General features: G+C 45.1%; 12 protein-coding genes. All 12 read left to right on the forward strand.

What is annotated here, in order from left to right; all coding sequences use genetic code 11:
• Nucleotides 1-36: 36 nt before the first annotated feature.
• Nucleotides 37-594 (forward strand): aminoacyl-tRNA hydrolase, encoded by a 558-nt coding sequence (gene pth, locus ACOV1R_RS08220; protein WP_003642079.1) that lies wholly within the window; start codon nucleotides 37-39, stop codon nucleotides 592-594.
• Nucleotides 595-613: 19 nt separating this feature from the next.
• Nucleotides 614-4,141, forward strand: coding sequence for a transcription-repair coupling factor (gene mfd, locus ACOV1R_RS08225; protein ID WP_097557995.1), 3,528 nt, complete (start codon nucleotides 614-616; stop codon nucleotides 4,139-4,141).
• Between the two features lie 174 nt (nucleotides 4,142-4,315).
• Complete coding sequence (locus ACOV1R_RS08230; protein WP_003642081.1) at nucleotides 4,316-5,920, forward strand: putative polysaccharide biosynthesis protein; 1,605 nt, start codon at nucleotides 4,316-4,318, stop codon at nucleotides 5,918-5,920.
• 2 nt (nucleotides 5,921-5,922) lie between these two features.
• On the forward strand, nucleotides 5,923-6,204 hold the full coding sequence (locus ACOV1R_RS08235; protein WP_024272511.1) for an RNA-binding S4 domain-containing protein: 282 nt from the start codon (nucleotides 5,923-5,925) through the stop codon (nucleotides 6,202-6,204).
• Nucleotides 6,205-6,324: 120 nt separating this feature from the next.
• On the forward strand, nucleotides 6,325-6,723 hold the full coding sequence (locus ACOV1R_RS08240) for an FtsB family cell division protein (RefSeq protein ID WP_003642083.1): 399 nt from the start codon (nucleotides 6,325-6,327) through the stop codon (nucleotides 6,721-6,723).
• Between the two features lie 124 nt (nucleotides 6,724-6,847).
• Entirely contained in the window at nucleotides 6,848-7,387 is a 540-nt protein-coding gene (locus ACOV1R_RS08245) for a S1 domain-containing RNA-binding protein (RefSeq protein ID WP_003642084.1), read from the forward strand.
• 283 nt (nucleotides 7,388-7,670) lie between these two features.
• On the forward strand, nucleotides 7,671-9,017 hold the full coding sequence (tilS, locus tag ACOV1R_RS08250) for a tRNA lysidine(34) synthetase TilS (protein WP_003642085.1): 1,347 nt from the start codon (nucleotides 7,671-7,673) through the stop codon (nucleotides 9,015-9,017).
• 19 nt (nucleotides 9,018-9,036) lie between these two features.
• A complete protein-coding gene (gene hpt / locus ACOV1R_RS08255; protein WP_003642086.1) occupies nucleotides 9,037-9,579 on the forward strand; it encodes a hypoxanthine phosphoribosyltransferase in 543 nt (180 codons plus the stop codon).
• A gap of 79 nt (nucleotides 9,580-9,658) precedes the next feature.
• On the forward strand, nucleotides 9,659-11,896 hold the full coding sequence (gene ftsH, locus ACOV1R_RS08260; protein WP_003643854.1) for an ATP-dependent zinc metalloprotease FtsH: 2,238 nt from the start codon (nucleotides 9,659-9,661) through the stop codon (nucleotides 11,894-11,896).
• 148 nt (nucleotides 11,897-12,044) lie between these two features.
• Entirely contained in the window at nucleotides 12,045-12,932 is an 888-nt protein-coding gene (gene hslO, locus ACOV1R_RS08265) for an Hsp33 family molecular chaperone HslO (protein ID WP_003642088.1), read from the forward strand.
• Nucleotides 12,932-13,939, forward strand: coding sequence for a tRNA dihydrouridine synthase DusB (dusB, locus tag ACOV1R_RS08270; protein ID WP_003642089.1), 1,008 nt, complete (start codon nucleotides 12,932-12,934; stop codon nucleotides 13,937-13,939). The genes hslO and dusB overlap by 1 nt, the downstream gene beginning before the upstream one ends.
• A 103-nt stretch (nucleotides 13,940-14,042) precedes the next feature.
• Nucleotides 14,043-15,542 (forward strand): lysine--tRNA ligase, encoded by a 1,500-nt coding sequence (gene lysS / locus ACOV1R_RS08275; protein ID WP_003642090.1) that lies wholly within the window; start codon nucleotides 14,043-14,045, stop codon nucleotides 15,540-15,542.
• Nucleotides 15,543-16,168 lie beyond the last annotated feature (626 nt).

Genomic DNA, 16,168 nt, shown 5'->3' on the forward strand with positions numbered 1-16,168 from the left:
GTTTTGGTATGCAAAGTAATAGGAGAAGATAAAATTATGAAAATGATCGTTGGGTTAGGCAACATTGGGCGGCAATATGCCCAGACACGTCATAATGTTGGTTTTATGATTGTGGACGAATTAGCTAGCAAACTAAACGTTACGTTTCAAACGAGTAAATTTGAAGCACAGGTGGCAACGGCTTTTCAAGACGGTGAGAAGATTTTACTGGTGAAACCCGCCACTTATATGAATGATTCTGGACGAGCGGTGGGACCGTTGATGAGCTATTACAATGTTGATCCTGCTGATTTGCTCGTTATACATGATGATTTAGATTTGCCATTAGGAAAAGTACGCCTCAAACAAAAGGGATCGGCGGGTGGTCATAATGGCATCAAGAGCATTATTAGTCATGTTGGTGATCAGCACTTCAAGCGCGTTAAAGTTGGTATTGACCATCCTCAGAAGATGAGTGTTGTTGATTACGTGTTGGGGAAATTTACGCCAGCCGAAGTGGCGAAGTTTGACGATGCTAAGATTACGGCGCTAGCGGCGGTCGAAGCTTGGTTAGCAAATGATGATTTTGCGGCAGTTATGAATCAATATAACTAGCCCGGGAGGAAACGACAGAATGGATATTGAAACGATTGTTGAGCAAACGCCCGACTTTCAAACAATTTTAGCAGGTATCAGCCCGCGTAGTCGGCAACTAATCACCGGATTGAACGGTTCGGCACGAACGGTTTATTTAAGCGCGCTATTTCACCAATTAACGCATTCATTACTGATCGTGACCGATAACGGTTTTCACGCGAGTCAGCTAGTGGATGATTTAACGAGTCTCTTAGATGAAGACCAAGTTTTTTTATTCCCAGCTGAAGAAATGATTGCGACGGAGGTTGCGACAAGTTCACCAGAGTCACGAGCGCAACGGGTCCAGGCTTTAAACGCCTTATTGCGTGACATTCCGGCAGTGATCGTGACCTCGGTTGCAGGTGCCCGGCGGTTCTTGCCGCCCGTCGCACAATTTCAAGCAGCCACGTTACCGGTAGCCGTTGGTCAAGATATTGATTTGGAAGACTTGCAGCGGCAACTACACGACATGGGTTACGTTAAGGAAAAGTTAGTCGCACGCCCAGGAGATTTTGCGGTACGGGGCTCAATCGTGGATATTTACCCGTTAGATGCGGACTACCCTTTACGACTGGACTTCTTTGATACTGAAGTTGATACACTGAAGTATTTTGACCCGGAAACGCAACGTTCGGTGGAAAACTTGGATGAGTATACGATTTTACCAGCTACCGACTTTATCCTAACATCAGCTATGCTGCAGGCCGGGGCACAGCGTCTTAAAACGGCGATTGCGGCTGAAAGTAAGAAACTCAAGCCAGCCGAACGCCAGACTTTGGCCGATAATTTAGCACAACCTTTAGATGACATGGAAAAAGGAATTATCGGAAACGATTTATTATTATATGGCGATTATTTATACGACCGGAAAACGAGTATTTTTGACTATGTGGCCGCTGACGGGCTCGTTATCTTCGAAGAATATTCGCGTTTGCTTGATAGTGAGCAGCAGTTATTAACGCAAGAAGCTGACTGGGTTACGGACCAATTGGCACATCACCGGGTGTTGGCAACTGCGAGTTACGGCAATGATATTCGGGATTTGCTCCGGGATGACCAACATGCACAACTCTTGATTTCGCTGTTTCAAAAGGGCATCGGCAACGTCAAACTAGCGCAAGTAACTAACGTGCGCACACGCCCGATGCAGGAATTTTTTGGGCAGCTCCCAGCGTTGAAGACCGAACTGGATCGGTGGCATAAGCTTAAACAGACGGTGGTCTTGATGGTATCAGAGGCTGAGCGTCTGACAAAGGTCAGTGATACGCTTGATGATTTTGAAATCGAAGCGGTCATGACTAAGGCCACTAATTTACAACCGGGTGCGGTTCAAATCGTGCAAGGTAGCTTGCAAAATGGATTTGAGTTTCCGGATGGTAAATTAGTCATCGTAACCGAGCAAGAAATGTTCAAGAAGGTGGCTAAGAAGCGTCCACGTCGTCAGACCTTGGCTAATGCCGAACGGTTGAAGAGTTATACGGATCTCAAACCCGGCGATTACGTCGTGCACGTCAATCACGGGATCGGAAAGTACGTTGGTATGGAGACGCTGGAAGTTGATGGTGTCCATCAAGACTACATTACGATTGCGTATCAAAATAATGCGAAGATCTTTATTCCCGTGACCCAGTTAAACCTAGTTCAAAAGTACGTTTCGTCAGAATCAAAGACGCCACGCATCAATAAGTTGGGTGGTACCGAATGGACGAAAGCGAAGCGCAAAGTCGCGGCGAAAATTGAAGATATCGCGGATGAACTAGTCGACCTGTATGCCAAGCGAGAGGCGGAGAAAGGTTACGCCTTTCCACCGGACGATAGTTATCAAGATGATTTCGATAACGATTTTCCGTACCCAGAGACGCCGGATCAAATTCGTAGTATTAATGAAATCAAGCATGATATGGAACGACCGAAACCGATGGACCGCCTATTGGTCGGCGATGTTGGTTATGGGAAGACGGAAGTCGCGTTGCGGGCCGCGTTTAAGGCGATTGAGGCCGGCAAACAAGTGGCCTTTCTAGTGCCAACGACCATTTTAGCTCAGCAACATTATGAAACGATGCTGAATCGGTTTGAAGGCTACCCGATTAACGTTGGCATGCTGTCACGATTCAGAACAACTAAGGAAATGAAAGAGACGGTCCAACAGTTAAAGAGTGGTGAAATTGACATCGTGGTTGGTACGCACCGCTTACTGTCTAAGGACGTCGCGTTTGCTGATCTGGGCCTGCTCATTATTGATGAGGAACAACGGTTTGGGGTCAAGCACAAGGAACGACTGAAGGCCTTGAAGGCTAGTGTGGATGTCTTGACGTTAACGGCAACGCCGATTCCGCGAACATTACACATGTCGATGCTCGGTGTACGGGACTTATCAGTGATTGAGACGCCGCCAACGAACCGTTATCCGATCCAAACGTACGTCATGGAACAGAATTTTGGCGTCATTAAAGAGGGAATTGAACGAGAAATGCAACGTAATGGGCAGGTCTTTTATTTGCATAACCGGGTTCATGATATTGATAAAGTCGTTGCACAGATCAAAGACTTGGTTCCCGACGCGGCGGTGGCCCATATTGATGGTCAGATGCCTGAGTCACAACTCGAAGGGATTCTCTACGATTTCATTCGGGGTGAGTACGATGTGTTAGTGACAACGACGATCATTGAGACCGGGGTTGATATTCCAAACGTCAACACCTTATTTGTGGAAAATGCTGACCGGATGGGACTGTCACAGCTATACCAGTTGCGTGGCCGGATTGGTCGGAGTAGTCGGGTTGCCTATGCTTACTTTACTTATCAGCAAAATAAAGTTTTGACAGAAGTTGGTGAGAAACGGTTACAGGCCATCAAGGACTTTACGGAACTTGGATCTGGCTTTAAAATCGCGATGCGCGACTTGTCGATTCGGGGTGCTGGTAACTTGTTAGGTAAGCAACAGCACGGCTTTATTGACTCAGTTGGTTATGACCTCTATACCCAGATGTTGTCAGAAGCAGTGGCGAAGAAGCGTGGTCAGGCGGCTAAAGTTAAGACCGATGCCACGGTCGAACTTGGAATCGAAGCCTACTTGCCGACCAGCTATATTGAAGATGAACGGCAAAAGATCGAAATTTATAAACGGATTCGCCAGCTGGAGAATAATGATCAGTACATGGAAGTTCAGGATGATTTAATGGATCGGTTTGGTGATTATCCGGTAGAAGTCGCTGGACTATTAGCAGTAGGTAAGCTGAAGTTACTGGCGGATGACGCGCTGATTGAGAAGATTCAGCGTGACGATAGTGAGCTACACCTAACGTTATCCAAACAAGGGACGGCTAAGCTAGATACTAAAGATATTTTTAAGGCCTTGGCAAAAACAAAATTAAAAGCGACAGTTGGAATTGATGATGATAAAATGAAGGTTAAATTAGTCATTCAGCCAAAGATGCAACAGGATGAGTGGCTGGCGCAATTAACACAGTTTGTCGAACAACTGAGTTTGATCTTAGCCGAAGACGATGTCGCTAGTGCGTCTTAGCTCGGTAGTTGTTGTTATGAAGCATGGTTGCACGGGGTGGGTTAAGCGCTATCGAGTGGAACCAATGGCAAATAGCAGGAATTATCGTCTGATGGGGCGTTGTCCTGGCTAGTCAGGGCGCGGCTCAAATGAATTAGTATGAGACACCGAGTTGCTCGGTAGAAGGGATTTGTTATGCCAAAGGATCACTTGAACACCGTGTTCAAAGGTGCGTTAATTTTATCGATATCATCATTAGTCGCTAAGATTTTAAGCGCGGTATACCGGATTCCTTTACAGAACATGGTTGGTAATACGGGATTTTACGTTTATCAGCAGATTTATCCGCTGTACGGCATTGGCATGACCTTTGCATTAAATGGATTTCCAAATTTTATTTCTAAGTTAGTGGCAGAACAGCCAGACGAAACGAGTAAGTCGCTGATTGCACGGCGGGCGTTTCATATCTTATCCGGATTATCGTTGGTCGTCTTTTTCGGCTTGCAGCTTGGTGCAACGTGGATTGCGGCCCACATGGGTGACGTTAATCTAGCACCAATCATTAGTGCCGTGGCTTGGATGTTTGTCTTTATGCCATGGTTAGCAACCGGCCGTGGTTACTATCAAGGAAAATTTTTGATGGGACCGACCGCAGTGTCCCAACTGATCGAACAGGTCGTACGGGTCGCAATTATCATCATGGCTGCATATTTCAGTGTCCGTCTCGGTTGGGATAATTATCGGATGGGAACGTGGGCAATGAGTTCAGCGCCACTAGCTGCAATCTGTTCATCACTGATTTTTACTGCTTTTGGTCTACGCTATTTATTGGCGCCCGCACCCGCACCGACCCACCCGTTACCTAGTTATCGCAAATTAACCAAAAGATTTGTAATTGAAGGTGGGACGCTGTGTCTTGTCGCCGCTGTTGTTATCTTACTGCAATTAGTGGATTCATTTACGGTTATGCGGGGCTTGGTGCATCAAGGTCAGTTACCAGAAGTAGCCAAGGCACTAAAAGGGGTCTACGATCGTGGTCAACCTTTGGTTCAGTTAGGGTTGGTGGTGGCGACGGCCTTTTCAGCAACGTTATTGCCTGCTTTGACGGATGCGTTAGCCAAGCGTCAACCGATTGAATTCAAGCGCCAGACACAGGCGATGGTTCACGTTAGTTTAGCATTATCAATGGCAGCGACGGTCGGTCTAGTTGCGTTGATGCCACAAATCAATCGCTTGTTATTTGGTTCATTAGAAGGAACAACGGCATTGCGAATCTATATCATTAGTATTTTATTTGCAGCGTTGATTACGACGTATACAAGTGTGTTACAGAGTTTGAACGAATATACGGCCATGATTATTGGCATCATTGCTGGATTAGCGACAAAAGTGCTGGCTAATTACATCTTCGTGGTCCACTATGGCATCAACGGTGCCAGTGCGGTGACCGTATTGAGCTTGGCCGTGATGTTTGCGGTCATGTGGTTAGGTTCGCCGGAAGACTTGCAGCAGGTGCTATTAGAGAGTGGTTATTTGATAAAATTGCTCGCATTAAGTGCCGTAATGGGTATCGTGGTGATCCTTAGTTGTCATCAAATCACCGCCTTAGTAGGTCCGATACTAGCGAATACGCGTGGAATGGCTGGAATTATAACGGTGATTGGGGTGCTAATCGGTGTGCTGGTGTTTGTTGCCGGGGCCGTCTATGCCCGATTATTCACGATTCGCGAGTGGTTAGTGTTGCCATATGGAAAGCGGCTAATTAAGGCCGTTGCAAAAGGAAAGGAACATCATTCATGAGTATGCGTTTAGATAAGTTTTTAAAGGTTTCACGAATCATCAAGCGGCGCTCTGTTGCTAAAGAAATCGCCGATAAGGGGCGGATTCAAATTAACGGTAAGGTAGCGAAATCTTCCAGTAATGTTAGCGTTGATGATGAACTAATTATTAGTTTTGGAAATAAGACATTAACAGTCAAAGTGACGCAGTTATTGGAAACAACTAAGAAAAATGATGCCGAGCTGATGTATGACATCATCAGCGAAGACTACAAAACGGATTATCGCCAACCATTTAGTGATTAGGTCGGTGTATCCGTTCATCGAAATGGTCGTAAACGTTGACTTAATCAGCATGATGTCGTTTACACCGGCCGATGAAGTTGTTATAATTTAGGCAACCTAATTTGAAAGGACTGGACCAACATGACGAACGGGTCACGTAACAAAATCAAGCAGTTAGATAATGATTATATTCGTCAAGTTGCCACCGACGAGCATGGGCAAGCCCAGCGTGTTGCACAAGTACGGCGGCGACGGTTTATTTTGATTGTTGCGGTGTTCGGAGCATTGATACTATTCTTTGGTTTTCAGTTGATTAATACGCGGTCCAATCTGCACCAGGTAAACCGTCAAGTTGCGACCAGTCAAGTTAAATTAAAAAAGGTGCAGCAAAAAAATAATCAACTTGAGAGTCAGATCAAACAGTTGAATAATAAGGATTACTTACAAAAGTTATTACGTTCAAAGTATGATTATACGAAGAGTGGCGAAACGGTCTACAGCTTACCAAATGATAATGCTGCCGATGTAACTGCCAACTAATCGGGGTTGTGGTCTGCTTTATATGAGTAGACCACTTTTTATTAATTGCTTAAATGTATAACTCAACGTTTCACAAAGTATGCTATACTAAAACCATTATTTCATAGGAGGAACAACTTTTTTTATGGCAATTGAAGTAGGTACAAAAGTCACTGGTAAGGTATCTGGGATTACTAATTTTGGTGCATTTGTAAACTTGGGTAATAATCAAACGGGGCTAGTACACATCAGTGAGGTTTCCGATGGCTTTGTAAAGGACATTCATGATGTCTTGAGCGTGGGCGACGATGTTACAGTCAAAGTGTTATCCGTTGGTGATGACGGTAAGATTGGCTTGTCAATTCGTAAAGCGGTTGACAAGCCTCAAGGTGAACATGAACATCATGGCAACCATCAGGGTGGCAACCGGCCAAACAATCATCAAGGTAACAACCATGGTCATGGTGAACGTCAAAGCAATGGCAATCATCACGATCGGTCAAATAATTTCCATAGTCGTGGGGGAAATGGCGGCGGTCGTTACCAATCACGACAACATGAACCTAAGAAGCAGGACTTTGATTCATTGATGTCTGGCTTCTTAAAAGATAGCGAGGATCGGCTAGCAACCTTAAAGCGTAATACTGAAGGTAAGCGTGGTGGCCGTGGTGGTCGTCGTAGCTAAACTTAGTGACTTGCCATTAATCTAGTTAAATTTTGAAGCACGGTGCGGCTATTTAGAGTCACGACCGTGCTTTTTTTATTGAAAATTGCCGATTGTTCAAGGTCAGTCAGCGAGACACGTTGGAAACGGTGTGAGTTACCGTAAACTTGCTTGGCTAGTTCATCTTATGCTATCCAGTCGGAATAATGTTCAAATAGGTGACAAACGACCAGCCAACTAATCGGCAAGTTTTAACAATAAATAAATCCAATGTATTTATAATGAAGTTAGATGGGAGGTTAAGATGACACCAATTCAAAAGTTCAATCGGCAATTAGCTGCAGCCAAACTGTTATCACCACAGCAAACAGTGGTGGTAGCGGTGTCGACTGGGGTCGATTCAATGGTATTGTTGCATTTGTTGCAACGATTGCCAGCAGCGGAACGGCCACGGGTAGTGGTGGCTCATGTTAATCATCATTTACGCGAACAAAGTCAAATGGAAGCGGACTACTTGCGACAATATTGCCAGCAGCAAAACTTGAAGCTAGTCATGGCCGATTGGCTACCCGCGGCACATCCCAAGAGTGGTATTGAAGCAGCTGGGCGTCAGTTTCGGTACCATGTTTTTGCTAAGGTGATGCGGGAAAATCGTGCAACGGCAGTTTTGACTGCGCACCACGCCAATGATCAAGTCGAAACGTATCTGATGAAGCTTGCGCGTGGTGGTGACATCTCACAATTGACAGGAATCGCAACTAGTCGGCCCTTTGCAACAGGCCGATTAATTCGGCCGTTGTTGACGTGGTCGAAAGATCAGCTACGAAACTATGCTGCCGAGCAGCATGTCGTTTATTTTGAAGACGTTACTAATCAAGATGTGGCCTTGACCCGTAATCGGATTCGGCACCGTGTCGTGCCAGAACTTATGACGGTTAATCCCCAGTTATTAAAGCATGTGGCCGATTACCAGCAACAGTTGACAACGCTGTTGACGGCTAAAAAGCAAATGGTCACGGTACTACTGTCGCAGGTCGTAACGGCCACAGGGGCGTTGGTTGTTGATCAGTGGGGCGCACTCCCGAGCCAGTGGCAGTTAGCCGTTTTTGCGACGTGGCTCGAGCAGCAGACGCAACAACTATTCACCGAGTCGAAGTTACAACCGCTGGTCTCGTGGGGACAACGGACGCGGCCTGCCACGAGTAGATTAACGGTAAACGCGGCCTGGGAGTTGTACCGTAACGCTGGTATCATTGAAGCTTTGCCAATAAAAAAAAGGGGTAAAAAGTTAATGCCCCGTGAAAAAATTATGGTAGACTTAAACCAATGGCAGAAAATTACTGCAACCCAAACGGTGGGAATCTTTACGCGGGTGCCAAATGTTGTCAGTCAGCCATTTTGGTTAACAGAAGCCGATTGGCCGCTAGTGTGGCGGCCGTGGCAAGCTGGTGATCGAATCGTTCTCAAGGGCGGTGGTCATCAGCTGGTACGTCGACTGCTGATTGATCGAAAAGTTCCGGCTGAACGGCGTGAACAGGTGCAAGTGTTAGTGAATGCTCAAGGGAACGTTCTGTGGGTGGTCGGTCATAAGTTTAGCTATCGTACGACTGGTACCCAGACAGTATTTTTAGCCTTAAAACACGAGAGTTGAAAGGAGTACATCTGAAACGATGAACAACGACATTGAACGAGTACTTTATAGTCGCGAGGATATCCATCAGGTTGCACAAAAATTAGGAAAAGAACTCACAACTGCATATGCTGGTAAGAACCCATTAATTATTTGCGTACTCAAGGGTGCCGTTTTATTTACCACGGACATTATTCGTGAAATGGATATTTACGCGGATCTTGATTTTATTAATTTATCAAGTTACGGTAATGAAACGATCTCTAGTGGTGAGGTTCAACTAACGAAGGACTTAGATGCTGATGTGACGGGTCGTGATGTGTTAGTCATTGAAGACATCATTGATACCGGGCGGACGTTGAAGTTCTTGATCGATTTGTTGAAGCGGCGCGATGTGAACTCAGTTAAGGTCTGCACGTTATTGGATAAACCAGCTGGTCGACTCGTTGATATTAAGGCAGATTATATTGGTTTTGAAGTACCGAATGAGTTTGTGGTCGGTTACGGTCTTGACTATGCAGAACGCTATCGGAACTTGCCGTACGTTGGGATTTTAAAACCTGCGATTTACGAGCATAAATAATTGGTCAATGATAGTCAAATGTGCTATTATTTAGACTATCGAAGTACTGTATATAAAAGTTTCGATGAAGGAGGCACATATGAACAATCGACGCAATGGACTCTTTCGTAATAGCTTATTTTACATTTTGATGTTTCTGAGCTTGATGGGAATTATCTACTTTTTCTTTGGCGGTAATTCCGGCTCACAAACGCAAAATATTCGTTATAGCGAATTTGTCAAACAATTAGATAAGAATAACGTTAAAAACGTTAGTATCCAGCCTAGTGGCGGCGTCTACAAGGTAACTGGTTCATACCGGAAAGCACGGACGACTTCTTCTGCAAACGCCCTTGGTATCAAGAGCGCATCTACAAAGACGACGTCATTTTCAACAACGATGTTGGAAAACAACTCCACGGTTGACCAAGTTTCTAAGTTGGCGGCTAAGCATGACGTCAAGGTTACGGCTAAGGCCGAAGAATCTAGCGGCATCTGGGTCACGTTATTAATGTACATCGCGCCAGTCATCCTGATGTTATTCCTCTTCTATATGATGATGGGACAAGCAGGACAAGGCGGCGGGAACAACCGGGTTATGAACTTTGGTAAGACCAAAGCAAAACCAGCTGATAGTAAGCAAAATAAGGTTCGTTTCTCAGATGTTGCCGGTGAAGAAGAAGAAAAGCAAGAATTGGTCGAAGTTGTCGAATTCTTGAAAGATCCGCGGAAGTTCGTGTCCTTAGGTGCACGGATCCCATCTGGGGTACTCCTCGAGGGGCCTCCTGGTACTGGTAAAACGTTGCTTGCTAAAGCGGTTGCCGGTGAAGCTGGTGTCCCATTCTTCTCAATCTCTGGTTCTGACTTCGTCGAAATGTTCGTCGGGGTTGGTGCTAGCCGGGTTCGGGACTTATTCGAACAAGCTAAGAAGAACGCCCCATCTATCATCTTTATTGATGAAATTGATGCGGTTGGTCGGCAACGTGGCAATGGTATGGGCGGCGGTCATGATGAACGTGAACAAACCCTGAACCAATTGTTAGTTGAAATGGATGGTTTTACAGGTAATGAAGGTGTCATCGTCATGGCGGCGACAAACCGTTCTGATGTACTTGATCCTGCCTTACTTCGTCCAGGTCGTTTCGACCGGAAGATCTTAGTTGGTCGTCCAGACGTTAAGGGTCGGGAAGCCATCTTAAAAGTCCATGCTAAGAATAAGCCATTAGCAGCTGACGTTGATTTGAAGGAAATTGCCAAGCAAACACCTGGATTCGTGGGTGCCGATTTGGAAAACTTATTGAACGAAGCGGCCTTGTTAGCTGCCCGTCGTAATAAGAAGCAAGTTGACGCTGCGGATCTCGATGAAGCAGAAGATCGGGTCATTGCCGGACCTGCTAAGCATGATCGCGTTGTGAATAAGCATGAACGGGAAACCGTGGCTTATCACGAAGCTGGTCATACGATTGTTGGATTGGTCTTGAATGATGCACGGGTCGTTCATAAAGTAACGATCGTGCCACGGGGTCGTGCTGGCGGTTATGCCATCATGTTACCACGTGAAGATCAGATGTTGATGTCGAAACGTGATGCGAAGGAACAAATGGCTGGTTTAATGGGTGGTCGTGCTGCTGAAGAAATTATCTTTGGGGCGCAATCATCAGGTGCTTCTAATGACTTTGAACAGGCAACGCAAATTGCCCGGGCAATGGTTACTCAATATGGGATGAGTGAAAAGCTTGGTCCTGTTGAGTTAGAAAATGCCAACCAACAAGCAGCTTACCAACAGGGTATGGGTGCGAGTGCCTTTTCACAACATACGGCACAATTGATCGATGATGAAGTCCGGCGTTTGAGCCAAGAAGCGCATCAAACTGCTACGGATATTATCGAGTCACACCGTGAACAGCATAAGTTAATTGCGGAAGCCTTATTGAAGTACGAAACATTGGATGAAAAGCAAATTCTCAGTCTGTTTAAGACTGGTAAGATGCCTGAAAAGGATAGTAATGAATTTCCAAGTGAGAAAGCAGCTACCTTCGAAGAATCCAAACGTGAATTGGAACGTCGCGAAGCTGAAAAGCACGCGCAAAACCAAAGTGCGGATGATAAGCAAGCAGACTCAGCTGACACTACGACTAATGTGAGTGTTGCTGAACCAAGTTTCCCAAGTGAATCGGATGCTAGTTCAGAAGTTAGTGCTGACAGTAGTGTCAATTCAACAGCTAATTCAGCCACTGAATCAGCTACCGACAGTGATGTCGCAACTTCAGCCACCGGTTTACCAAATGCTGAAAGTGCCACACCATCATCGCAGGATGATACTAATTCGCAAGCATAGTATTGAATAAAGTAAAATGAAGGAGCTGGGACTTTGTCTCGGCTCCTTTTATGCGTTATGATATTTCAGGAAAATAAATCAATTGCGTTAATTCGGTTATGAGCGTCGGGTCGCAATTAAAGACGGATTGAGATAGGAGTATGATTAAATGGCAGATTATTTAGTAAAAAGCGTCGCGGGTAATGAGATGTTTCGAGCGTACGCAGTTAGCGCAACGGGCGTGGTTGCTGAAGCCCAACGCCGACATGATACCTGGAGTGCAGCATCAGCAGCGTTAGGCCGCAGCTTGGTTGGTACGTTATTATTAGCATCATCGGTTTTAAAGGGTGAAGAACAAATGACCGTTAAAATCAACGGGAACGGTCCTGTTGGTGGTATCGTTGTTGATGGCAATGCTAAAGGTACGGTCAAGGGGTATTTACAGCACCCCCATGTGCACTTGCCTTTGAATGATAAGCATAAGATCGATGTGAAGGCGGCTGTTGGAACTGATGGCTTTTTATCTGTGACTAAGGATCAGGGGGTTGGGGATCCATTCACCGGAACGGTTGCGTTAGTTTCTGGTGAATTAGGCGAAGACTTTACGTATTACTTAGCACAGTCCGAACAGATTCCATCAGCTGTTGGCTTGTCGGTGTTTGTAAATGACGACAATTCGATTGGAGTTGCCGGTGGCTTTTTGGTGCAAGTATTGCCAAATGCGACGGATGAAGCCATCAGCTCGCTAGAAAACAAGCTCAAAGACATGCCATTAGTCTCCCAATTGATGCGTGATGGTAAGTCACCAGAAGATATTTTGGATTTATTATTTGATGGTGACGTTAAGGTATTAGATAAAATGCCAGTTAAGTTTGAATGCGATTGTTCTAAAGAACGATTTGCCGAAGCACTAATGGCTTTGCCCAAGCATGAGGTTCAAGCAATGATTGATGAAGATCATGGTGCCACGGCAGTTTGTCATTTTTGTGGGGACCAGTATCAGTTCAGTGAACGCGAACTAGAAGCAGTGCTCTCACGGTCCAAGGGTGACGCTTAATGAATCAAGAGTGGCAGATCGGTGATGTGACGATTCCCAATCGTGTCGTAGTGGCACCGATGGCCGGCGTGACTAACGCGGCCTTTCGAGTAATCTGCAAGGATTTTGGTGCGGGGTTAGTCGTTTGTGAGATGATTTCTGATCGCGGGATCATGTATCATAATCGTAAGACCCTGGAAATGATGTTTGTTGATCCAAAAGAACATCCAATGAGTATTCAAATCTTTGGTGGTTCGAAAGCAACACTGGTTCAAGCCGCCCAGTTTGTCGATCAGCAGACCAATGCTGATATTATTGATATTAATATGGGCTGTCCGGTGAATAAAGTGGTTAAGACTGATGCGGGCGCTAAGTGGCTTTTAAGTCCAGATAAAGTCTACGAGATGGTCGCGGCTGTGACTGCTGCGGTTAATAAACCAGTGACGGTCAAGATGCGAACTGGTTGGGACGCAGAGCACGTATATGCCGTCGAGAATGCGCGGGCTGCCGAACGAGCTGGTGCAGCTGCCGTTGCAATGCATGGACGGACTCGTAAGCAGATGTACCAAGGCCATGCTGATTGGGACGTGTTAAAACGGGTGGCGGATGCCCTCACGATTCCATTGATGGGTAATGGTGACGTTCAGACACCTCAAGATGCTGCGCGGATGCTTGATGAAGTCGGGGCCGATGCCGTCATGATTGGCCGGGCGGTAGAAGGTAATCCGTGGATGCTTACCCAGACAGTACACTATTTAGCAACCGGGGAGTTACTAACGCCACCCACACCGATGGCTAAGATGCAAACGGCAATGGAACATTTGCAGCGGTTAGTGGTTTTAAAAGGTGAGCGGGGCGGATGTCATGAATTCCGTGAACAAGCGCCGTACTATCTAAAAGGCATCCCAAGGTCGGCACGGACCAAAGTGGCTTTAATGGAGGCAAGCTCGTTAGCAGAAATGATGCGCATTTTAACGCAGTTTCAGGAGCAGACGGCAACTTATTTGGCTAGTCACGCGGTAAAGTGAATAATTAACTTGCATTTTGGCGGCGTGATTGTCAAAATTAACATGTAGTGATTGTTTAGGTACGGAATAAATCTGTACGCTAACTAGAAATGGAGGAACACTAGTGGCACGACAAGAACAGACGATGAACGACCAACTGAAGGTTCGTCGCGAAAAAATGGATGAACTGCGTGAAGAGGGGATTGATCCCTTTGGTCACCGGTTCGAACGGACTGATTTAGCCCAGGACTTGCAAGACAAGTATGGGGATATGGATAAGGACGAGCTAGACGCTAAACAAGTGGTGGCAACCATTGCTGGACGGATGCTAGCTAAGCGTGGTAAGGGTAAAGTCGGTTTTGCTGATATCTGGGATCGCTCAGGTAAGATGCAGTTATACATTCGTAAAGATGTAGTCGGCGAAGATACTTACCATATCTTCAAGCGTTCTGATATTGGTGATTTCCTTGGAATTACCGGCCAAGTTTTTAAGACGGACTTTGGCGAATTAACGATTAAAGTAACTGGTTTAACGTTCTTATCAAAGGCGTTACGACCATTGCCAGATAAGTTCCATGGGTTACAGAATGTGGAACAGATCTATCGCCAACGGTATTTGGACTTGATCTCTAACCGCGATAGCTTTGATCGTTTCTTGAAGCGGACGAAGATCATTTCAGCGATTCGGCATCATTTAGACGATCAAGGCTTCACAGAAGTTGAGACGCCAATGTTGCATAATCAAGCTGGTGGTGCGGCAGCACGGCCATTTGTGACTCACCACAATGCGTTGAACATTGATCTCTACTTACGAATTGCGTTGGAATTACATTTGAAGCGCCTGATCGTTGGTGGCATGGAAAAGGTTTATGAGATTGGTCGGGTTTTCCGTAATGAAGGGATGGACCGTGAACATAATCCTGAATTTACCATGATGGAAACTTATGTCGCCTATTTCGACTTCCATGATGTAATGGCTGAGACGGAAGGTATTTTTAAAGCCGCAGCGCAAGCCGTAACTGACGATGGCATTGTCACTTATCATGATCAAAAAGTTGATTTCAATCAACCATTTAAGCAAATTCACATGGTCGATGCGATTAAAGAAAAGACTGGGATTGATTTCTGGCAACCAATGTCAATTGAAGATGCACAAAAATTGGCGGATGAACATCACGTGAAGTATGAACCATACTGGAAAGTTGGTCATATCATTAATGCGTTCTTTGAAGAATTTGTTGAAGACACGTTGAATGAACCAACCTTTGTTTATGGTCATCCAGTTGAAATTTCGCCATTAGCTAAGAAGAATGAAGAAGATCCACGGTTTACTGATCGTTTTGAACTCTTCATCTTAGGTAATGAATACGCCAATGCGTTCAGTGAATTGAATGATCCAATTGACCAACGGCAACGTTTCGAAGCTCAGGCTGCGGAACGGACTGCTGGTAACGACGAAGCTGAACATATTGATGAAGACTTTGTCGAGGCGTTGGAATACGGGATGCCGCCTACTGGTGGGTTAGGTATCGGGATTGATCGGTTGGTTATGTTAATGACGGATGCGGACTCGATTCGTGATGTCTTACTTTTCCCAACGATGCGTCCAGAAGAAGATAAATAATTAGATTTAAAACGGCAGTTAGCTTAGGTTTTCCTAAGCTAACTGCCGTTTTTGTTGGGTCAGATTGAGTAACTTTAGTTCGGAAAGCGATTTATTGAAAAAAAGTTAGATTATTTTTACCCGAACATTGTTGAGACATTTGGAGGCTAAACTTAAGTAAAAGCGGATTTTATGGTGGTGGTAGGTAGGATTTGAAGTCAATTAACATGATTATGGTTTTAAATACCGTATATTATCAAAGTGGATTGATTAACATGATATTATTGACTGGTTATTTTTGCATTTTAGGGCTTGCAATTTATCAGGATAATTGGTAAATTAGTATACGTTGTTGAGGCGCACAAAGCGGTTAGCCGCTTGCTTCCAACGAAAATTAATTATAAAAAGTTGTTGACAAGATGTTGATAACTTGATATGATGATTAAGTTGCGTTGAGGTAATCAACGAACGATTTAGACCTTTGAAAACTGAACAAAGTTTCGACGAATCAAATGTTTAGGGTCTCTTGATTTTGAATCAAGAGCAAAACATTTGCGAAGTTAATTCGCTAGCAAATAAATTTTAGTACAACATTAAATGAGCTTTTTAGAACTCATCATTAATTTGAGAGTTTGATCCTGGCTCAG

This window comes from Lactiplantibacillus sp. YT640, from assembly GCF_049745435.1.
In the GTDB taxonomy this organism is placed as follows: Bacteria; Bacillota; Bacilli; order Lactobacillales; family Lactobacillaceae; genus Lactiplantibacillus; species Lactiplantibacillus plantarum.